Consider the following 22736-nt stretch of genomic DNA (forward strand, 5'->3'; position numbering starts at 1 on the left):
TGGAATTTGGCATTCCTTGGACGTAGTGCCAAGGAATGCCAGAATCCGTCTGGCAAAACGTGTGGGGCGGTCAATATAGCTACCATTTCGCGCGGAGACCTACAGGCCGAACATCTTGAAAATGCACCTATAGGAAAATAGTAGCTATACTCACCGCCCCACGGGCAGTTATTTGGTGGTGGCCGAACAACTGGTGGTGGGGCAGGCTTCATTACTCTACAACCTCGTAGTCGGTGAGGTTGATTTTGCCGAAGCTGTTGCGGACTTCCATGTCGAGGATGTGACCGGGAACGTCTGCGATATTGCCGCCGAGGTCAGCGATAATCTGGCCCATCTGGTCAGGCGTTGCACGAACGACGGCCGTAATCTGACCGTATGCGTCCTTGCTGTTTTTCAGCGTGTGCAAACGATACACGTCATAGTGCTGGACGGTGTTCGCGTTTTTGCCCGTAGTGGGAGTAAAGTCACCAACTGCGTGTTCGATACCTACGATTTCGTACTTCATTTTTGTACCCTTACTTTCTTTTTCCGGGGCGTTTTTACTGCCCCTGTTGTGTGAACCAACTCGGTTTTTGTTGGTGACATAAGAGTACAACTTTTTAAGGCGGATTTTTTGCAGCAAAAAGTGTTGCTTTTTGCCGGCATATTTGCCATAATACTATTATATACGTTTACCTGGAAGGGGGCATACAAAATGGCTAAAATCGCCGTAGTGGAAGACAACGACGCCATGCGGGAGCAGCTTTGCGGATTTATTGCCCAGTATGCCCGGGAAAGCGGCCGCCAGCTGGACGTGACCGCTTTTGCCGATGGGGCCGAGATCGTGGACCCCTACCGCCCAGGCTTTGACATTATCTTCCTGGACATCGAGATGCCCACCCTGGACGGCATGCCTACCGCCGAACGCATCCGTCAGGTGGATCCGGATGTGGTGCTGGTGTTCGTCACCAACATGGCCCAGTACGCCATCCGCGGGTACGAGGTGGATGCCCTGGACTTCGTGCTTAAGCCCGTCAGCTACTACCAGTTCAGCACCAAGCTGGAGCGGGCGCTCCAGCGCATCCAGCGCCGCCGTGGCGGGCAAATTGCCCTGCAGGTGGGCGGCGGTGTGCAGCTGCTGAATACCGATGATATTTTGTACCTGGAGACCCGCGACCGCCTGCTGCACTACCACACCGCTGCCGATACCTGGTCGGTGCGGGGCAGCCTGCAAAAGGCCGAGAAAGAGCTGGCCCCCTACCACTTTGCCCGCTGCAACCAGTGCTATCTGGTCAACCTGCGCCATGTGACCGGCGTGCAGAATGATTTCGTGCAGATCGGGCAGGAGCAGCTGGAAATCAGCCGCCGCCAGCGGGTGGCCTTTTTGGCCGCCGTGGCGGCTTACGTCGGGGGTGCGCTGTAGTGGCCCCGCTGGTAACGCTGCTGACCAGTGCCCTTTGTATCTGGCTGGCCCAGATGGCCTATTGGCTGCCGCTGAAACGACGGGAAAACTACCGCCTGCGGTTTCTTTTGGATTTTGTGGCCACGGTACCCTTTGCGCAGGTCATTACCTGGGCCAACAGCGGGCGCACCTCGGCCCCGATGCTGCTGGTGATTTATGGCGGGTTCTTTTTGTGGGTGAGCATTTCTACAAAATTGTGTACCCCGCTGGACGCCGCTGCCAGCGCTTACTGCAGCGTTTGGATCGTGCTTACGTCGGAATCTATCTATGAATTGTGGCGTTTGCTGATTTGGGGCGCGGCCAAAGCCGGCCTGCAGCAGCCTGCCCTGGCCACTATCCCCATGATGCTGGGGCAAATCGGCTTTACCCTTGCCGTCTGTATTCTTGTGCGGTATACCGCTGCGCGGCTGATGCCCGATGAAGGCCTCTACCGTATCGGCCCGCGGCAGCTGCTCAGCGCAGGTCTGCTGGGCGGCATGTTCGTTTTCCAGTTTTTCGCGCTGATGTCCACACTGCAAAATACGGGCGTGGGCCTGGTACTGGTTGCGCCCGCATTTTTGACCCAGCTCTACTGCCTGACGCTGCTTTATCTGCAGACCGAGCTCTTCAAAAAATCGGCAATGCAGAAGGAAATGGACACCCTGAACCTGCTGTATGAGCGCCAGCGCCAGCAGTACCAGATCGCACGGCAGAACGTGCAGATCATCAACCGCAAATGCCATGAGTTAAAGGTACAGATCGCTGACCTGCGCCGCCTGAACCCCGATGCAGCCAAGGAAAAGGACCTGAATGAGGCTGAGCGCGCCGTGCAGCGCTACGATGCCAACGCCGACACCGGCAACGAGGTGCTGGACGTGGTGCTGACCGAAAAGAGCATGCACTGCGAGGCCCGGCACATCACGCTGAACTGCGTGGCCGACGGCAGTGCTGTGGCCTTTGTGGAGCCGGGCGACCTGTACGCCCTCTTCTCCAATGCGCTGGATCAGGCCATCGATGCCGCCGCCCGCCAGATGGACGAGCCGCGCCGGATGATCGACCTGCTGGTCTGTAAGCGGCAGGGCTTCACGGTCATCAACATCATCTCACCCGTCGTAACCGAGGCCCCTGCCCGGGCCGCCCGCCAGCATAACTACGAGCTGAAAGTCATGCGCCGCATCGTGCAGAAATACAACGGCACTATGACCACCGAGAACCAGAATGTACTAAGCGCGGTCAAGATCGTACTGCCGCCGCCCAAATCTTAAGGCAACACCGCACAATTCCCGCCTTACGGCTTAAGCACCGCTCCGGCGGCTGCGGCACGGCACCTGCGTTGCCAAAATGCTCGATAATACACAAAGTATTATCTGCGCTTTTGGCTTAGCAGCTGCCGCACCTCGCTCGCCGTATCGGCACTTAGAATTATGCGGTATTGCCTTAAAATACTCGAAATACAAGAATCACCCCTGATTTTGTACAAGTTGCACAAAATCAGGGGTTAATTTTTTGTCATAAAAAACCGATTATCCCACTAAAAGTACCACTTTTCGCAAACCCATTGCAGAAAACTGCGTTCTTCTGTACAATACATAGCAGACGAAAACACACTACGGAGGGACGCTATGCGAAGCACGACCACGCTGATGAAAAACTGGCAGTTCACCGGCCCGGATGGCAAAACCATCACGGTCGACCTGCCCCATACCTGGAATAACATCGACGGCCAGGATGGCGGCAACGACTACTGGCGCGGCAGCTGCACCTATAAAACCAGCTTCGCGGCCCCCGCTTTTGACCCCGCTGCCCAGCAGGTCTGGCTGCAGTTCGAGGGTGTGGGCGACAGCGCCAAGGTCAGCCTGAACGGCACCGGGATTGCCAACCACGACGGCGGCTTCTCCACCTTCCGGGCGGACATCACCGCTCTGCTGAAAGAGCAGAACGAGCTGACCGTCATCGCCGACAACAGCAAAAATGACTTTGTTTACCCCCAGAAAGCCGACTTCACCTTCTACGGGGGCATCTACCGCACGGTCAGCCTGCTGGTGGTCAGCAAGGATCACATCGCGCTGGATCACCTCGGCGGCCCCGGCGTGCAGATCACCCCGACCGTGCAGGGCGCCAACGCTGACATCCGCGTTGAGACCAGGGTCAGCGGTGAGGGCGAGGTCGCCATCTCCATCCTCGACGCCGAGGGCAGGGAAGTGCTGGCTGGCAAAGGCGGCGACACCACCCTGACGATGGAGTATCCCCACCTGTGGGACGGCATCCGCGACCCCTACCTGTACACCTGCGTCGTCCGCCTGATGAAGGACGGCCAGCCTGTCGATGAAGTCCGCCAGCGCTTCGGCGTGCGCAGCTTCTCGGTTGATGCCAAGCAGGGCTTCTTCCTCAATGGCCGCCCGTACCCGCTGCACGGTGTCTCCCGCCATCAGGACCGCAAGGGCCTGGGCAACGCCATCACGCGGGAGATGCACGACGAGGACATGCAGCTCATCAAGGAGCTGGGCGCGAACACCATCCGCCTGGCCCACTACCAGCATGACCAGTACTTCTATGACCTCTGCGATGAGGTGGGCATGGTCGTCTGGGCCGAGATCCCTTACATCTCGGAGCACATGCCCAACGGCCGCGCCAACACCATCAGCCAGATGAAAGAGCTGATCGTCCAGAACTACAACCATGCCAGCATCGTCTGCTGGGGGGTCTCCAACGAGATCACCATCTCCACCAAGAATAACCGCGACATGCGGGACAACCACCGCCAACTCAACGATCTCTGCCACGAGATGGATAAGACCCGCCTGACCACGCTGGCCTGCTACGCCATGTGCGGCCCCTTCAACCCGGTGGCCCACATCACCGATCTGGTCAGCTGGAACCTGTACCTGGGCTGGTATGTGCCGGGGCTGTTCCTGAACGACCTGTGGATGGATTTCTTCCACCTCTGCTACCCCAACCGCCCGCTGGGCTTCAGTGAATACGGCGCCGAGGGTATGCCCAATCTGCACAGTGAGCATCCCCGCCGCGGTGATCACACCGAGGAATATCAGGCCATCTACCACGAGTACATGCTGGAATGTTTCGCCCGCCATAAATGGCTGTGGTCCACCCACGTGTGGAATATGTACGATTTCGCCGCCGATGCCCGCGACCAGGGTGGTGAACCGGGCATGAACCATAAGGGACTGGTTACCTTCGACCGCAAGACCCGCAAGGACAGCTTCTACATCTACAAAGCCTGGTGGAGCAATGAACCGTTTGTGCATATCTGCTCCAAGCGATTCATCGACCGCACCCAGAACGAGATTGAGGTCAAGGTCTACTCCAACCAGAAGCAGGTCACGCTGTACGCCAACGGCGAAAAGCTGGCCGAGCAAGAGGGTGAGCACATCTTCCGCTTCCGCGTAAAGCTGGATGGCGAAGTCAAGGTCCAGGCTGTGGCAGGGGATTGCATCGACGAGGCCGCTTTCCGCAAGGTAAGCACCCCCAACCCTGCCTACAAGCTGGGCAAGAAAAAGTCCACCAGCGCAAACTGGGTATAATTTTGGAAACACACCGCACTCCGCGGTTGGTTTAAACAAAACAAGGAGAAAACATGATGGATGATCTGAAAATGCAAAAGCAGACCTTGAAAAAGGCCTACAAAAAGGCTAAGCGTAAGCACATTACGCTGTGGAAAGTCCTGACGATCCTCTGCGCGATCGTTATGGTCATTTCCGTGCCTTTGTCCGTACTGGCCGCAAAGTTCGACAATACCATGGCTGCCCGCTTTGGCGGCAGCTTCTGGGAGCTGGAGAACGAGGACACCAACGCCCAGTATTACACCAGTGACTTCAACTCCGCCGAGGAGATGGTCAACTATGGTCTGGCTTTGACCCAGCAGGTCGAGGCCGAGGGCGCTGCCCTGCTGATGAACAACAACAACGCGCTGCCTCTGGCTGCCGACGCGAAGGTCAGCACCTTCTCCAGCAGCAGCGTCAACCTCGTGTACGGCGGCACCGGCTCCGGCAACATTGATGCCTCCACCGCCGACACCCTGCGCACCGCCCTCGAAAAGGTCGGTGTCACCGTCAACCCCACCCTGTGGGACTTCTACACCACCGGCGCCGGCAAGGATTACTCCCGCAATACCGCCGGTACCGTAGCCACCGCCAGTGAAGTCACCGCCGAGGTGCCTTGGGACGTCTACACCGACGAGGTCAAGGACAGCGTTGCCCAGTACGGCGATGCCGCCATCGTGACCCTGTCCCGCGTCGGCGGCGAGGGCGCTGACCTCTCCTACGGCGAGGTCAACTACCTGACCCTCGACGAGAACGAGAAGGCCATGCTGCAGAACGTGGCCGAGATGAAGAAGAACGGCACCGTCAAAAAGACCATCGTGCTGATCAACTCCGCCAACGCCCTGCAGGTCGATTTCCTCAAGAACAACGAGTACGACATCGACGCCGCGCTGTGGATCGGTGACGTGGGCATCTCCGGCATCAACGCCGTAGCCGAGATCCTGACCGGCAAGGTCAACCCCTCCGGCAGCCTGGTCGACACCTACTGCTACGACAACCTCAGCGCCCCCGCCATGTGGAACTTCACCCCCACCACCTACGAGGGTTACGTTGAGGGCGGCGATGTTTCCGCCAAGGCAAAGTCCTACATGATCTACCAAGAGGGCATCTATGTAGGCTACAAGTACTACGAAACCCGCTACGAGGACTTCGTTACCGGCAACGGCAACGCAGGCGACTACGCCTATGGCGACATCGTGGCATACCCCTTCGGCTACGGCATGAGCTACACCGACTTTACTATCAGCGATATGAACGTCAGCTACAATGCCGCCGATGACACCTACACCGTTACCGTCAAGGTCACCAACACCGGTGATATGGCGGGCAAAAAGACCGTGCAGGTCTATGTCCAGAGCCCCTACACCGACTACGACAAGCAGAACGGCGTCGAGAAGTCTGCCGTTTCTCTGGTCGGCTTTGGCAAGACCGGCATGATCGAGCCGGGCGCTTCCGAGACCCTGTCCATGACCGTCAACAAGCGCGACATCGCTTCCTACGATACCTACGGCGCCGGCACCTACATCCTCGACGCCGGTGACTACTACTTCACCGCCGCCACCGATGCCCACAACGCCGTCAACAACATTCTGGCTGCCAAGGGCTACACTGTCGAGTCCACCGACGGCAAGATGACTGCCGACGGCAACGCCGACCTGACCTACACCTGGACCGAGGACGCCCTCGACACCACCACCTATGCTACCAGCGAAAACGGCACCGAAATCACCAACCAGCTTTCCTGCGCCGACCCCAACCTGTACGAGGGCGTGGAGGAAACCGTGACCTGGCTGAGCCGTTCTGACTGGAACGGCACCCTGCCCACCGAAACCGTCAAGCTGACCCTGACCGAGCTGCTCAAGAAGGATCTGCAGGACATCCGCTACGATGCCGCTGACTACGAGAGCGTCGAGATGCCCACCCTGGGCGCCAAGAACGGCGTCAAGCTGTACGATATGATCGGTCTGGACTACAACGATCCCAAGTGGGACGAGCTGCTGGATCAGATGACCTTCGACGAGATGAACTCCCTGATCGGCGACGCCTTCCACTGGACCATGCCTGTCAAGAGCGTGGAGGCCCCCGGCACCCGTGACGAGAACGGCCCCCAGGGTCTGACCGCCAGCCTGCTGGGCAACGACAAGAGCCAGCTGACCGCCACCGCCTTCACCTCTGAGGACGTTATGGCTGCCACCTTCAACACCGAGATCATGACCGAGATCGGCAAGGTTATCGGCAACAACTGCCTGCAAGCCAACATTGCCTGCCTGTACGGCCCCGGCAACAACATTCACCGCACCCCCTACGGCGGCCGTAACTTCGAGTACTACTCCGAGGACGGCTTCCTGTCCGGCATGATGAGCGCCTACGAGGTCGCCGCCATTCAGGCAAAGGGCGTACACGTCGTTATGAAGCACTTTGCCCTGAACGACTGCGAGCAGGATCGTATCGGTCTGGGCGTCTGGCTGAACGAGCAGGCTGCCCGTGAAGTCTACCTGAAAGCCTTCCAGGCTCCCGTCGAGGTCGGCAACGGCAACGGCGTTATGATCGCCTACACCCGCTGGGGTGCTGTCTGGTCCGGCGGCAACTACGGTCTGGTCACCGGCATCCTGCGCAACGAGTGGGGCTGCGACGGCATGGTCATTACCGATAACGTTCTGACCCAGTATGTCAACGGTCCCGACGGCGTTCTGGCCGGTGTGTCCATCTACGACGCCATGATGTCCTTCGTCACCGACACCCTGCCCCAGTACAAGAACGACCCCGTCATCGTCACCGCCATGCGCGAGGCCTGCCACCACAACCTGTACGCCATCGCCAACTCCTGCGGTATGAACGGCGTCGGCGCGGACACCACCATCAAGGTGCAGGAGCTGCCTCTGGTAAGCATGCTCAAGAACATTGCCCGCATCTCCGCGGTGCTGTTCGTTGTCTTTATCGTGCTGTGGGTGCTGGGCGGCAAGAAGTTCCGCAAGACCGAAGAATACAAGGCTTATAAAGATTTCAAAAAATCCCTGAAAGCCGCTAAGAAAGCCTAACCCCCCTACAGGATCCCGCAAGCTCCCCGCCGGCCCCGGCGGGGACTTTTGAGTAAATTCTCCCCCACAACAAGGAGCAGCCCATGAGTGAAAATGCAAAGGCAGCGGGTGTCAACCGCGCCAAACTCTATCAGCTGGTGCTTTTCCCGCTGAACAACGGTGCCACCAACGTATACTATGTACTGGTGCTTTCCTACATTGCTACCTTTGGCAGCAATGTACTGGCGCTGGGTACGCTGTTTGCTTCGGTCATGGTTACGGCCATGCGCCTGTGCGATGCCATTACTGACCCCATCATCGGCGCACTGATGGACCGCACCAACGGCAAGTTCGGCAAGTTCCGCCCGTTCATGGCCATCGGCAACCTGATTATGGCCGTCAGCATCCTGATTCTGTACGGCATCACCCCCATGATTCCCGATACCATGATGTGGGCCCGCTATGCTGCCTTTGTAGGGCTGTATTTCGTCTGGGTCATCGGCTACACCTTCCAGACCAGCTGCACCCGCTCCGGCCAGACGGTGCTGACCAACGACCCCAAGCAGCGCCCGCTGTTCACCATCTTCAACACCGTCGGCTCTCTGCTGGGCATGGGCGTCATGCAGTTCTTTGCTCCCATCCTGGCCAAGAACTTTGAGGGCGGCTACTCCTCCGCCGGGTTCTTCCGTACCCTGGCCCCGGTAGGCATCATCATGTCCATCGTGCTGACCATCCTGGCCATCATCGGCATCTGGGAGAAGGACCAACCAAAGTACTTTGGCATCGGCGGCGAAAAGACCGAGAAGGTCAAAGTCTCCGAGTATCTCCAGATCATCAAAGAGAACAAGCCCATGCAGCGGCTGATGGTTGCCGGTGCCGGCACCAAGCTGGCCCTGTCCATCGCCAACAATACCACCGTGCTGTGCATGCTGTATGGCTGCATGATGGGCGCTTACGATGGGCTCTACCTGCCCATGATGGTGCTGGGCTATGTGTTCAGCGTGCCGTTCTTCCTGTTGTCGGTCCGTACCAGCCAGAAAAAGGGCCAGAAAGCCAGCCTGACCAAATATGTCAGTGTGGCGCTGGTCTGCTACATTGGCGTTTTTGTGCTGCTGGCACTGTGGGGCCGCGGTGATGCGTTCCACCTGTCCCTGATGGGGGAGAACGGCCTGTCCATCAACTTGTACACGGTGCTGTTCATCCTCTTCTTCGGCATCGGCTACGGTGCCTACTACGCTACGGCGGATATGCCTATTCCCATGGTGGCTGACTGCTCTGACTACGAGACTTACCGCTCCGGCAAGTATATCCCCGGCATTATGGGTACGCTGTTCAGCTTGGTGGATAAGCTGGTTTCCAGCCTGTCCGCTACGGTCGTCGGCATTGCCGTTACCTTCATCGGCCTGAACAATCTGCCCACCCAGTATGACCCCTATACCCCCGGTATGAACGTGGTGGTCATCGTGCTGTTCTGTGTGATTCCCATGCTGGCCTGGGCGGCGACCTTGATTGCCATGAAGGGTTACGCTTTGACCGGCGAAAAGATGAAAGAGATCCAGGCCGTCAACGCCTGCCGCCGCGACGCTGTTGCGGGCGGCATGAAGCTGGAAGATGCCATGGCCAAGTGGCAGACCATCGACCAGCTGCCTGCTGAGTACAAGGCCAAATAACTTCGCTGTATCCTATCTTCTCCATTGCCCTGGGCACCGCAAAGCCCGGGGCCTTTGTGTTTGTGCAGAACACAAAATGTGAAAACGGCAAAACCTTATTGACAGCCTGGACTTCCCGTTCTCGGACCCTACCGCCGAGGGCTGGTCATCCAGGGGGCCAACCTGCGCGCTTTGCAGGGCGGTGTGACCACCGATAAAATCTTTGATTTCGTCCGCGAACTGCGCAAGGATGTCATCATCCCGATGGTGTTCATGACCTACGCCAACGTGGTTTTCTCCTACGGCACCGCCGCCCCGGAACACATCGGCGCGTATGTGAAAAGCATGAAGGACGCGCTGCGCTAAAACTTGCCATTTTCCCATTCATAATTTTCCCATTCATATAAAATGCCCCCGTCCAGGTCCCTCAACCTGGCGGGGGCATACTTACTTATTCAGAGCAGCCTAGGGGAAATACTGCCAAGGGGGTCAGGCATTTTGGCTGCGCCCCCGCTCTGCAAACCACCAGACAAGGGCGGCGGCCAATGCGGCCAGGCTGGCTGCAGCGCCCGGCACCACGCCGGGGTGGGTGTAGCGCAGGGTAACGGTGCAATCGCCCTGGGGCAGCGATACGCCGAGTAACCCGCCAAACAGCGCCGAGGGCTGCACCTCCTCACCGTTGACGGTGACGACCCAGTTGTCATCGTAGGCAAAGCTCAGCGCCAGCAGGTCGTTGTCACCGCTGACGGCGCAGTGCACATCGATGCGCCCGCCCTCCCGGATGTCGGCATCCACATCCTGCACCTGCTGCCGGGCGGCGGCCAGAGCGGCGCTGTCCAGCTGGTAGATTTGGGTGTTGGTATGGAAAATTTCGTCGTCGGCAATGCCCAGCACCATTGTCACGTGCTGCCCGGCGGTAAAGCTGGGCAGGCAGATGACACCGCCCAGGCTTTCCGGCTCAAAATATTGGGCGTAGAGTTCGCCGTCCACCACTACGTCGATGGGCAGCTGCTCCTCGGTGCCGGGGATGGCCATGTAGGCAGGCCCGGTGAGGGGCGCGGTAAAGTCCACCTGCACGGTGCCTTTGTCGGTCACGCTAAAGGTCGGCTCCACGCTGACCAGCGCGGTGTCCGTGCAGCCTGTCAGGCTTTGCAGCATGGCGTTCTGCATGGTAAAGGTATTGTCGGTCAGTGCATCCACGTCCACGGACAGGGCATCCTGCCGGGCCAGGTAGGCCAGCGGGAAGGCCGCGTCATTTTTATATAAAGTATAGGCAGAGTCGCAGTCCACCGGCTGCCAGTGCCCGGCCACCGGTCGGCTGCCATCGCTGTACAGCCAGCGGATGCCCAGCAGGCTGTCGGCCACGCCGGTGCTGCCCCAGCCGTAGGTGGAATAACCCACGTAGCCCAGCTGCTCCAGCAGCTCCTTGGCGGTGCTGGCTTTGGTGCTGGAATAGTGGCTGATGCCCCAATAGCCCAGCAGGAAGGGGTCGTTCAGCGTGTGCAGAAAGTTCTTCTCGATGCGGCAATCGCCGTCGGTCTCGGCCTTGGCAGTGGCCACGGCAGCGGCGGCGTTATCGTAAAAGGTGGTAAAGTCGGCCAGGTCGAACTGCTCAAACTTGCGCAGGGCCAAAACCGTGTTGGCGCCCAGGTCGGCGGCGGTCAGCAGGGCCGCCGTACCGCAGAGCAGCCGCCGCTTGTTTACGGGCAAAGCGGGCTTTTCAATCAGCAGCCACGCCAGAATCAGAGATAACGTACACAGCCCCGCCGCGGCAATCAGCTTGGTCTTGCTGAACAGCTCCGCCCCGGCGGCCAGGGGATACCCCGCCAGCCAGACCAGCGTCAGCCCGGCGGCCAGCCCCCAGGCGCGGCGGTGCTGGGGCCCTGCCGTCAGCACCCGCGCGGCCAGCAGAATGACCACCGCGCTGAACAAAAAGCTGTACCGGTAGGGGAACCACACCGGCTGCTTCATGCCGTGCCAGATTTGGTCTACACCTTTTACCCAAAAGCTGCCCGCCAGCGCCGCCAGCAGCGCGGCAAAGCCCAGCTTTTCCCGGCGGGGCGCATTGCCGCAAAAGTACAGCAGCACCAGCGGCACCAGCACCACGCCGCAGTAAATGTTGGGCAGACCGTTGGTGACATCGTTCCAGAAAAAGTTGCCGAAGAACAGCCGGTAGGGGAGTTGTAATAAATTAAACTGGGGCGTCAGGCTGAAGGTGAAGTCAAACAGCCCGCCTTTGCTTTCCTGCACTTCCAAAAGCACCGGCAGCAAAAAGAAGAAACTCAGCCCCGCCGCCAGCACACCGCTGGCCGCAAAGGCGGCGAAGCGGCGGCCAAACCGTCCCTGCCCCCGGCTGGGCCACAGGCACAAAAAGTACAGGATGCTGAACAGACACACCGGCCAGGCAATATAAAAGTTGAGCAAAATGCAAAGGAAGACCAGCACCGTAAAGCCCCAGTGGTGGCCCTGGCGCATCATGTCGTCCAGTGCAGCCAGCACCAGCGGCAGCAGCCAGACCACATCCATCCAGATGATGTTCTGGTTGTACACGATGCAGAACGCGCAGAAGGCATAGCACTGCCCCAGCACTGCAAACAATGGGTCTGCCTTGGCAAAGTGGTGCTGCAAATACCAGCAGAACGCCGCCGCCGTGACCCCGGTGCGCAATAAAAAGATAAGCCCCGCCGCCTGGGGCACCATGCGGGTAGGCAGCAGCAAAAACAGCAGGTTAAAGGGACTGTTCATGTAGTAGGCGAACAGCCCCAGGGTGCTGCCGCCCGCCAGCTTGCCGAAACTGTAAAAGAAGCCGCCCTGTTTGACCCGCGCCCACATATCGGTGATGTAGTTTACGTACAGCCCGCGCAGGTCGCCGGTAAGCACGGTGCCGGTGCCAAAGGGCCACCAGCCCAGACAAAAATAGACCGCCGCCATCAACAGGCAGCCGCCCCCAAATGCCGCCAAAGTCAGCGGCCAGTATTTTTTCTTTTCCACGGTGTATCCTCTACTATAAAAATGTCGCAGCTTGCAATGGCCCCCTCCCAGAGGGAGACTTTCGCGGCATCCCGCATTTAACCTACCGATTATAGCACGTCCCGCACTGCAAAACATGAAATATTGGTGAACACCCTGTAAAAAATGCGGATGACCTTTTCAACTTTGCGGAACAACGTTGAAAGCCTGGAATAAATGCTGTATAATGGCTTTATAAAAAATTAGCAGCAAAAGCGATGAAGGCTATCCTTATATAGAGAAATGGAGAAACCCTATGGCAACAATGGAAGATGTGGCAAAGGCAGCAAAAGTTTCTCGCGCGACAGTATCGAGAGTGCTTTCCAATTACCCATCTATAAAGCCGGAAACCCGCCAGCAGGTCATGTACTGGGTACGAGAGCTGCATTATGAGCCAAACCAGGTGGCGCAAAACCTTGCGGGACACCACACCAATCTGATTGGTGTGCTATTTTCGGACCTTTCCAACCCGTTGTATGCGGCACTTTCTACAGCAATCATCCGGGAGGCGGAGCGCGAGGGATACAGCGTGATCGTGGGGGATGCCCAGCGGGAACGTGCCCGGGAAGTGAACATCATCAACAGCTTCAAGCGCCGAAAAGTGGACGGCATTATTGTGCGTGCCATCGGCCGCCCTAACGAGAAACTGTATAAAGAACTGTCAATCCCAATGGTCAGCCTGTATAAGGTGATTGGGCATAAAAACATTATCATCAGCTCCGAAGAAGGCGGTGCCCAGGTGGCGCGTCATTTTTACGGCACAGGCCGGGTGCGTGTGGGGTATTTGGGGCCTACCAGTGCCCTCTATGGTAACGACAAGCTGGCAGGTTTGCAGGCAGGGCTGGATTCTTGTGGACTGCAGATCGAAAAAATCTTGCCCTGCAACCAGCATGAAACCGCCGAGAACCAGAAAGCTTATCAGATTTTTACAGAATATCTGCAGGGAAATGACCCCCGCGCAGTGAATGCCTGGTTTGCGCACAGTGATATTGCCGCCAGTGATATTATCCGCGCGCTGATGGAACATGGTGTACAGGTCCCCCAGGAGGTGAGCGTCTGTGGATACAATGATACCCTGCTGGCCCGCAAAATGATTCCATCGCTTACTTCCGTTGCATCGCCTGTTGATGAAATGGCACGCAATGCCATTGCTTTACTCTTGAAAGAAATCCGCGGTGATGACGGGACGGAAAACGTTTACCTGGCCCCGCACCTGCTGATTCGGGAGTCATCCCTTGTCAAAATAGACAAATGAACGCTCGCGTTCATAGCCAAAAGAGAGAAAACAACGTGGATTGGTTGACAAAGCACAAAAATGGTGTTATGTTGTGAACGAAATGAACGCGCGTTCATAGTTGCAAGGCTACGTTCATGAACCGGAAATGCACGCAGCGAAAAAATGGACACAACCAAAAATGGGAGGAAACCATGAGTAAAGAAAGAGATGTTGCAGAACAGATCCTGCAGCACATCGGCGGAAAAGAAAATGTTGTCAGTGCAGAACATTGCGCAACGCGTCTGCGCCTGATCCTGAAAGATGATTCTCGCTTTGATAAAAAGCAGATCGAAGCCATTGATGGGGTGAAGGGCAGCTTTAAGGCTGCTGGCCAGCATCAGATCATCCTGGGCACCGGCTTTGTTGATAAGGTCTATGCACAGTTCATGGAGATTGCTAACTTCCAGGAGGGTGAGCTGAAGACTAAGGCAGAAGCCACCGCAGGGAACATGAACTGGTTCCAGAAGGCATCCCGTCTGCTGGGTGATGTGTTCCTGCCCATTATTCCCATCCTGGTTGCTACCGGCTTGTTTATGGGCGTACGAAGTCTGATCACCAACCTAGGCGTAACGTTGGACCCCACGGCATTGACCCTTTCCCAGGTGCTGATCGATACGGCATTCGCCTTCCTACCAGCCCTGGTCACCTACTCGGTCATGAAAAAGTTTGGCGGTTCCCCGGCACTGGGCATTGTCATCGGCCTGATGCTGGTTGCTCCGCAGCTGCCCAACGCCAACCAGGTGGCTGCCGGTAATGTGGAACCAATCTACCTGTCCCTCGGCGCACTGTCTGTGCCAATCGTTGGTTATCAGGGGTCGGTTCTGCCCGCCCTGGTGCTGGGTATCATCGCAGCCAAGATTGAAAAGGCTTTGAAAAAAGTCGTGCCGGATGTCCTGGATCTGATCGTTACTCCTTTCGTCACGCTGCTTTGCAGCATGGTCATTGGCCTGATCGTGATCGGCCCCATCATGCACGTTGTGGAGCAGGGCCTGCTCATCGGCGTACAGGCACTTATGAACATTCCCTTCGGAGTAGGCGGCTTCATCGTGGGTGCCCTGCAGCAGGTAGTTGTTATCACCGGCCTGCATCATACCTTCAAAACGCTGGAAATTGAGTTGCTGGCCAACACCGGTGCAAACCCCTTCAACACGCTGACCTGCGGTGCTATCGTGGCGCAGTGCGGTGCTGCAGTAGCTGCTGCCCTGAAGCTGAAGGATAAGAAGCAGAAGTCCCTCTACCTGTCCGAGGTCCTGCCTGCTTCCCTTGGCATCACCGAGCCGCTGATCTTCGGCGGCAACCTGCCTCGCCTGACTCCCTTCGTCTGCGCCTGCGTGGGCGGCGGCTGTGCTGGTGCTTTCTCCTCCATCATGGGCCTTGCTGCAACGGGCATGTCCATCACGGCAATCCCCGGTATGCTGCTTTACCTGAACGGCCAGCTGCCCCAGTATCTCATTGCCTGTGCAATCGGCTTTGTGGTTGCCTTTGTGCTGACCACGGTATTTTACAAGCCGAAAGAAAATTGAAAACTTACGAAAGTGAGCGTGCATAAGGATGGAACGCTTATACAACAACATTCAGCTGCCGGATGTCTGGCCACCGAAAAATAAGGAGACGACACTGGACCAACCGCTGGAAGTGCCCTATCTCTCCCAGAAGCCGGATACCATTGATATTCGGGTGGGCCGTCAGCTCTTTGTAGATGACTTTCTGATTGCGGAAACCGACCTTGTCCGGGTAGAAGGCAAGCCGGAGACCCAGCCCCAGCCGCTTTTGCAGCCGGAGAGCGAGATGGAACTGAACAGCGGGTACTGCACCTGCGCCTGTCCCTTCAACGGCGGTGTCTTTTATGATCCCCAAAGTGCAGCCTACAAAATGTGGTATCAGGCAGGCTGGTTCGATGGCAGCGCCTATGCGGAAAGCAAGGATGGCCTGCACTGGAAACGTTTGCATGAGTTGGATCCCAGCTGCAGCAGTGACCGTGTTCTGCCCCGCGTACCGGGCCAGATGCGCGATGGTGATGCTGTGTGGCTGGATCTGCAAACTGCCAACGAAGCAGAGCGCTATAAGATGCTGGCGTTTTACCGTTGCTTTGATAAGGACTATCGGTATTATCCGTTTAAACCTAAGCATGCCCACGATGACCCGACCTCGGTCCCGCCGAAAGAGATCACGATGCTCTATGCCTCGCCCGACGGCCTGCATTGGACCCCGAAAGGGGAGACCGGCCCCAGCGGCGATAACACGACCTTCTTTTACAATCCGTTCCGCAAAAAGTGGATCTACAGTATGCGCACCTTCTCCACACTGGACAGCCGTGTGCGTGTGCGTGGTTACTATGAGACCGATGACCTCTTTGCGGGAAAGGATTGGAAAGCGGAGGATGTAAGCTTCTGGTCCCGCACAGACATCTATGACCGCCCGGACCCGGACCTGGGTTACTACACACAATTGTATAACCTGGATGCGGTAGGGTACGAAAGTGTCATGCTTGGCATGTACTCGGTCTTTATGGGGCCGCCTAACTTCGTAGCGGAAAAGACCGGCCTGCCCAAGATCAATGACTTGAAACTGGGATTCAGCCGGGATGGCTTCCATTTTTCTCGTGGCTCCTACAGCAATTTCCTGTCATCCTCCCGCCAGAAAGGCAGCTGGGACTACGGCTACCTGCACCCGGCCAATGGCATCTGCACGGTAGCAGGGGATAAGCTGCATTTCTACTACTCTGCTTTTTCGGGTGCATCACCGCATTTTGGCAGCCACAAATATTCCGGCGGTGCGGTGGGCGTTGCCACTTTGCGCCGGGACGGTTTTGCCGCGATGGTGACAGAAAACGGCAACGGTACATTGCTGACGGAAAAACTGACCTATGCAGGCAATCATTTCTTTGTTAACGCGGATTGCAGCCAGGGTGAGCTGTGGGCGGAACTGCTGGATGCGGAAGGACATCCGCTGCCGGGCTATACCCGTGCGGAATGCTGCACCCTGCGCGGCAAGGACAGCACCCGCTGGGAACTGCACTGGAATGCTAAGGGCGAGCAGACTCCCTGGCCGCAGGTGATGAGAGTCCGGTTTGGCTTGCAAAATGCCAAGCTGTACGCCTTCTGGATCACCGACAGCGCCGAGGGCAAGAGCCATGGTTACCTTGCGGCAGGTTCCCCCGAAGCCAATGCCCGGGGCAAAGACGAATAACCCTAAATACAAAGCGGTATGCGGATACGCATACCGCTTTTGCTGTAGCAGGCAAAATTGAAGATTGAATCCATCCACCCAATATGCTATACTACTAACATAGTGTGCCCTGGTTTAGGGGCGTTTTGGGTTGTAGATAGGGAAAGGAATCATCGATGAAAATAGGATTTGACAACAACAAATACCTTACCATGCAGTCGGCGCATATCCGGGAGCGGATCGCCCAGTTTGACAACAAGCTCTACCTGGAGTTTGGCGGCAAGCTGTTTGACGACTACCACGCTTCCCGCGTGCTGCCGGGCTTTCAGCCGGACTCCAAGCTGCAGATGCTGCTGCAATTGAAAGACCAGGCCGAGATCGTCGTCGTCATCAGCGCCGAGGACATCGTGAACAACAAAGTCCGCGGTGACTACGGCATCACCTACGATATGGATGTGCTGCGCCTGATTGATGCCTTCCAGGGTGTGGGACTGTTTGTGGGCAGCGTTTGCGTGACGATGTACACCGCCCACCCCGATGTGGAAAACTTCGAGGCCAAGCTCAACAGCCTGGGCATCCGCACCTTCCGCCACTACAAAATCGCCGGTTATCCCAACGATGTAGCCCATATCGTCAGTGATGACGGCTACGGCAAAAACGATTACATCGAGACCCAGCGCCCGCTGGTGGTCATCACCGCGCCCGGCCCCGGCTCCGGCAAGATGGCGGTCTGCCTGTCCCAGTTGTACCACGAGTACAAGCGCGGCGTGCGGGCCGGTTACGCCAAGTTCGAGACCTTCCCCATCTGGAACCTGCCCCTCAAGCACCCGGTCAACCTTGCGTATGAGGCCGCAACCGCCGACCTGAACGACGTGAACATGATCGACCCGTTCCATCTGGAAGCCTACGGCGAGACCACCGTCAACTACAACCGCGATATTGAAATTTTCCCGGTGGTCAACGCCATGTTTGAGTTGATCGCCGGCAAAAGCCCCTACCGTTCGCCCACAGATATGGGCGTGAATATGGCGGGCAACTGCATCATCGACGATGAAGTCTGCCGTGAAGCCTCGCTGAAAGAGATCGTCCGCCGCTACTACAAATGTATGTGCGACCAGAAAGTCAGCGGCGTGGTCAAGCAGGACCGCTTCAAGCTGGAACTGCTGATGAACCAGGCGGGCATCGCCCCCGGCGACCGCGAGGTGGAGAAAAAAGCCGCCGCCTGTTCCGAGGCCATCGACGGTGCCCCGGCGGCTGCCATTGAGCTGGCCGACGGCAGCATCGTCACCGGCAAAACCGGCCCGCTGTTGGGCGCGGCATCCTCGGCCCTGCTGAATGCACTGAAGCGGCTGGCAGGCATCGACCAGGAGATCGACCTGGTATCCTCCAAGGCTATCGAGCCCATCCAGCAGTTGAAGACCACTTACCTGGGCAGCAAGAACCCCCGCCTGCACACGGACGAGATTTTGATCGCCCTGTCCAGCTCGGCCTACGAGAACCCCATCGCCGCCGCGGCTATGCGGGAACTGCCCAAACTGCGCGGCTGTGACATCCACACCACGGTCATCCTGTCCGGCGTGGACATCGACACGCTGAAAAAGTTAGGGCTGAACCTGACCAGCGCCCCCCATTATGAGGAAGAGGACCGCATGTATCATAAGCGGTAAGATAAAAGGCTCCCTTTGAGGGGAGCTGTCACCGAAGGTGACTGAGGGGTGGCTCTCGTGCCGCTCGTGGCTAAAGTAACCACCCCTCACCCGCTGCGCGGGAGCTCCCCTCGAAGGGGAGCCTTTTGTAGTTACTGTAATAGTTGTATATGTCGTACACTTCGTAATTATCGTAATATTCGTTATTACCGTCATATTCGTTATATTCGTCATATTCGTTACGGTTATTGGGTGACGAATATGACGAAAAGAACGATTGTAACGAATATGACGAATATAACGGTAATTTTACATTAGGATAATATCTACATTCAGCGCCCTCCCTGCGAGGGGGCTGTTTTTATCGTAACTTTATTTCACTTAACTGTTTTGCGGCTGAAAATCCAAATGTTCTTTGTGCAAAAAAGCAAAAAAATATAAGTAAAACCGTCATTTTGCTGTTTTATCTAAAATTTTGTTTCAAACACTTGACGTTTTCGTGAAAAAAGAGTACAATCCAAAGCATAAGATCACCGGCGAGGAAACGGTGACCACAAAACCACAAAATCGAAGGGAGAACACAACACATGAAAAAGCTTGTTGCACTTACCATGGCTACGGCCATGACCCTCTCACTGGCAGCATGCGGCGGCGCATCCTCCAGCAGCGCAGCAGCATCCACCGCCACGACGGACACGGCATCCTCTGCCGCCGAATCCACGGCCTCTGAAGCCGAGGACACCATCACCGTTATGGTGCCCCCCGTCACCGGCGACTATCTGGATAAGATGACCGAGTGGGCAGACGAGTTCCACGAGATGTATCCCAACCTGACCATGGAAGTCATCGGCACCTCCTGGGACGACCACACCACCAAGCTGTCCACCATGGCCCAGGCCGGCGAAGCCCCGGACATCTCCGAGATCTCCTACGCAGGCCTGGCAACCTACGTCGAAAACGGCACCGCCCTGAACCTGAGCGAGTACATGGACAAAGATCAGCTGGCTGACTTTGACCAGAACGCCCTTGACTACATGACCGTCGAGAACAACGTCTACGGCCTGCCCCTCTACATCACCATCCAGGCACTGGGCTCCAACAAGGATATGCTGGAAGCCGCCGGTGTGGATGTTGCCAAGGTGCAGGAGAGCGGCTGGACTTACGATGAGTTCATGGAAGCCATCAAGAACGGCACCAAGGACGACACCTTCGGCTTCGTCTTCGCCAACTCCGGCGCAACCGCTTCTGACTTCCTGAACATCTTCGGTGTCAGCGCCGGCCTGAACAACGCTTTCAACTCCGACCTGAAGTATGAGTACACCAGCACCAAGATGCTGAACCTGCTGACCGCTGTTGAGGAAATGACCAAGTCCAGCTACATGCCCAACTACGGCGTCGAGGCTTCCCAGCGTATGGTCATGTGCGAGACCGGCAATGCCATGATCTTCGGCAAGGCCATGCCTCTGTTCGAGAACAACATCAACAAGAACAACGCCGCGATCGAGGCGAACGACGGCACCGCTGTTGAGAACTCTATCCCCGTTACCTACGCGTTCCTGCCGGTTCCCACCATGGACGGCGTGGAGGAGAGCTGCTACGGCACCGTCGACGGTCTGGTCGCTTTCCGCAACAGCAACTCCACCGATGAGCACATCCAGAACGTTATGAAGGCCCTGTACTTCCTGTCCTCCGGCGAACGTGCCGCTTACGTTGATGCTACCACCTGCCTGGACGGCGTCTGCGCTTCCGCCCGTGAGGCTCTCGCTTCCATGGATACCGGCGACCGTGACCAGGGCAACATCGACTGCGCTGCCCGCCTGATCAAGACCGTTGTCGCTCCTCCGGTCGGCATCACCGCTGAGCAGACCGCAAGCGCCAAGCAGCTGATGGACGAGGTCATCGTGCCCAAGTTCCAGGCTCTGATCGCTGGCGAGACCACCGCACAGGCCATGTACGACGAGATCGTCAAGCAGGCTACCGCCGTCTTTGGCGAGGATGGCTGCGACCTGACCTGATTTTGCCGCTGCCCCAACTGAATCCGCACTGAATGGGAGTTGCGCATACCCCCCGTTCAGCTATGGCGGCTCACCCCGGCTTACTGGTGGCGAGCCGCCATTTCTATAGGATATTATAGCGCAAAAACAACGTTGGAACGCTGTGTATCCAGAACACCGCAGGAGGTTCCCGAATGTCGAAATCCACCCAACCGGCGGCCGCAAAGCCGCGCAAAAAGCCCTTTTTCACCAACGATGATCTGTGGGGCTATGCGTTCATCGGCGTTGCCGTCATCTTCTTTTTGATGTTTACCATCTACCCGCTGATCTCGGCTGTCATCACCAGCTTGGAGGATTACAAACCCTTCGGCTCTGACTTTGTCGGCCTGAAGAACTACCAGACCACCTTCACCAACGCTCTGTTCTGGAAGTCCCTCAAAAATACGCTGGTCTACACCGCCGTGGTCGTGCCGCTTTCGCTGCTGATCTCCTTCGCGGTGGCCATCCTTATCATGCCCTTTAAAAAGAAGCTGCAGTCTGTCTTTAAGGCCATGTACTACCTGCCCGCCGTTGCCTCCGGCATCGCGCTTTCGGTGGTGTGGCTGTGGATCTACGATTCCTCGCCCTCCGGCCTTTTCAACCAGCTGCTCACCTTCTTCCACCTGCCCACCCAGAACTGGCTGGGTTCCAGCAAGACCTCGATGCTGTCCCTGATGATCATGGCGCTGCTTTCCGGCCAGGGCCAGAACATCATCATCTACACCGCCGCCCTGCTGGGTATCGATAACACCTACTTCGAGGCGGCCGAGCTGGACGGCGCGACCTTCATGCAGAAGGTCACCCGCATCGTATTCCCGCTGGTCAAGCCCACCACCCTGTTCCTGCTGGTCACCGGCGTCATCGGCTCCTTCCAGGTGTTCATGAACGCTTACATGATGACCGGCGGCGGCCCGGACAATGCCACCACGATGATCGGCCTGCTGATCTACAACAACGCCTTTACCTATAATAAGTACGGTCTGGCGTGCGCACAGGCGGTCATCCTTACCATCATCATTGCGGCTATCTCGTTCCTGCAGTTCAAGATGGCCGGCAGCGATGTCGAATACTGAGAAAGGGGGAGAGATAAATGGCAAGTGGTCTGTATTCCCAGCATGTCAACAACAAAAAGATGCTGTATCTGCGCAACACCATCATCATTCTGGTGCTGGTCACCCTGGCAGTGTGCTGCCTGTTCCCGCTGTTTTACATGATCGTCAACTCCTTCGGCCCTGCGGTCGAGGCTGCCTCCTCCAACCGCTCGGTGTTCCCGACGTCCTGGAGTCTGGATTCCTACAAGGCATTCTTCTCTTTCAGTGAGTACAGCGTCAAATGGCTGGCCAACACCTTTGTGGTGTCCGCCTGCCAGGTGCTGGGCAACGTCGTATTCGCCAGTCTGGCCGGTTATGCCTTTGCCAAGCTGAAGTTCAAGGGCAAGAACTTCCTGTTCAACCTGATTCTGATCGGCATGATGATCCCGTACCAGGTCACCCAGGTGCCCCTGTACATCCTGATCGTCAACAAGTTCCATCTGTCCAACTCCTACGCGGCGCTGGTGCTGCCGGGCCTGGTCACGTCGTATAACATCTTCCTGACCAAGCAGTTCTTCTCCAGCATCCCGACCTCGCTGCTGGAGAGTGCCAAGCTGGACGGCTGTAGCCAGCCCAAGATCTTTACCCATATCGTGCTGCCCCTGTCCAAGACCATTCTGGCGGTGCTGTCCATCAACACCTTCCTTTCCAGCTGGAACAACTTCTTCTGGCCCTTCCTGGTTACCTCCAAAGAGGCAATGTATACCATTCAGGTCGGCCTGAAGCAGTTCAAGTTTGCCAACACCACCCTGTTTGGCCCCATGATGGCCGGTGCCACCATCTCCGCTCTGCCCATGTTCATCCTGTTCTTCTGCCTGCAGAAGTACTTCCTCGAGGGCGTTACGGTCGGTGCTGTCAAGGGCTGAT

14 protein-coding genes and 1 pseudogene are annotated in these 22736 nt (G+C 57.2%); 13 read left to right on the forward strand and 2 right to left on the reverse strand.

Going from position 1 to position 22736, the window contains the following annotated elements; translation table 11 throughout:
- Positions 1–211: 211 nt before the first annotated feature.
- Positions 212–505, reverse strand: a complete 294-nt coding sequence (locus OGM81_09905) for a hypothetical protein (protein ID UYJ42654.1) — start codon at positions 503–505, stop codon at positions 212–214.
- Positions 506–694: 189 nt separating this feature from the next.
- Between OGM81_09905 and OGM81_09910 the strand changes: the two genes are divergently transcribed.
- The 6 genes and pseudogenes from OGM81_09910 (at position 695) to OGM81_09935 (ending at position 9952) form a co-directional block, all read left to right on the forward strand.
- The gene (locus OGM81_09910) at positions 695–1402 is read left to right on the forward strand and encodes a LytTR family DNA-binding domain-containing protein (protein UYJ42655.1); all 708 of its coding nucleotides are present in this window, start codon (positions 695–697) and stop codon (positions 1400–1402) included.
- On the forward strand, positions 1402–2685 hold the full coding sequence (locus tag OGM81_09915; GenBank protein ID UYJ42656.1) for an ATP-binding protein: 1284 nt from the start codon (positions 1402–1404) through the stop codon (positions 2683–2685). Before OGM81_09910 ends, OGM81_09915 begins: the two co-directional genes overlap by 1 nt.
- 357 nt (positions 2686–3042) lie before the next feature.
- Positions 3043–4962 (forward strand): glycoside hydrolase family 2 protein, encoded by a 1920-nt coding sequence (locus OGM81_09920; GenBank protein ID UYJ42657.1) that lies wholly within the window; start codon positions 3043–3045, stop codon positions 4960–4962.
- Between the two features lie 53 nt (positions 4963–5015).
- Positions 5016–8018 carry a glycoside hydrolase family 3 C-terminal domain-containing protein gene (locus OGM81_09925; protein UYJ42658.1) on the forward strand — a complete coding sequence of 1001 codons (3003 nt, stop codon included), beginning with the start codon at positions 5016–5018 and terminating at the stop codon, positions 8016–8018.
- An 83-nt stretch (positions 8019–8101) separates the two neighbouring features.
- The gene (locus OGM81_09930) at positions 8102–9667 is read left to right on the forward strand and encodes an MFS transporter (GenBank protein ID UYJ42659.1); all 1566 of its coding nucleotides are present in this window, start codon (positions 8102–8104) and stop codon (positions 9665–9667) included.
- 91 nt (positions 9668–9758) lie between these two features.
- A pseudogene (locus tag OGM81_09935) lies at positions 9759–9952 on the forward strand (tryptophan synthase subunit alpha).
- A gap of 183 nt (positions 9953–10135) precedes the next feature.
- On the opposite strand, the gene OGM81_09940 reads toward OGM81_09935, so the two are convergent.
- Entirely contained in the window at positions 10136–12637 is a 2502-nt protein-coding gene (locus tag OGM81_09940; GenBank protein ID UYJ42660.1) for a YfhO family protein, read from the reverse strand.
- Positions 12638–12911: 274 nt separating this feature from the next.
- Between OGM81_09940 and OGM81_09945 the strand changes: the two genes are divergently transcribed.
- From OGM81_09945 to OGM81_09975, 7 genes are all read left to right on the forward strand, one after another.
- Positions 12912–13910, forward strand: a complete 999-nt coding sequence (locus OGM81_09945; protein UYJ42661.1) for a LacI family transcriptional regulator — start codon at positions 12912–12914, stop codon at positions 13908–13910.
- A gap of 173 nt (positions 13911–14083) precedes the next feature.
- Positions 14084–15454 (forward strand): PTS transporter subunit EIIC, encoded by a 1371-nt coding sequence (locus OGM81_09950; GenBank protein ID UYJ42662.1) that lies wholly within the window; start codon positions 14084–14086, stop codon positions 15452–15454.
- A gap of 28 nt (positions 15455–15482) precedes the next feature.
- Positions 15483–17120, forward strand: a complete 1638-nt coding sequence (locus OGM81_09955) for a hypothetical protein (GenBank protein ID UYJ42663.1) — start codon at positions 15483–15485, stop codon at positions 17118–17120.
- A 155-nt stretch (positions 17121–17275) separates the two neighbouring features.
- On the forward strand, positions 17276–18766 hold the full coding sequence (locus OGM81_09960; GenBank protein UYJ42664.1) for a DUF1846 domain-containing protein: 1491 nt from the start codon (positions 17276–17278) through the stop codon (positions 18764–18766).
- Positions 18767–19332: 566 nt separating this feature from the next.
- On the forward strand, positions 19333–20760 hold the full coding sequence (locus OGM81_09965) for an extracellular solute-binding protein (GenBank protein ID UYJ42665.1): 1428 nt from the start codon (positions 19333–19335) through the stop codon (positions 20758–20760).
- A 173-nt stretch (positions 20761–20933) separates the two neighbouring features.
- A complete protein-coding gene (locus tag OGM81_09970) occupies positions 20934–21851 on the forward strand; it encodes a sugar ABC transporter permease (GenBank protein UYJ42666.1) in 918 nt (305 codons plus the stop codon).
- Positions 21852–21868: 17 nt separating this feature from the next.
- Complete coding sequence (locus OGM81_09975; protein UYJ42667.1) at positions 21869–22735, forward strand: carbohydrate ABC transporter permease; 867 nt, start codon at positions 21869–21871, stop codon at positions 22733–22735.
- Position 22736: the final 1 nt, after the last annotated feature.

This window comes from Oscillospiraceae bacterium (assembly GCA_025758045.1).
In the GTDB taxonomy this organism is placed as follows: Bacteria; Bacillota; Clostridia; order Oscillospirales; family Ruminococcaceae; genus Gemmiger.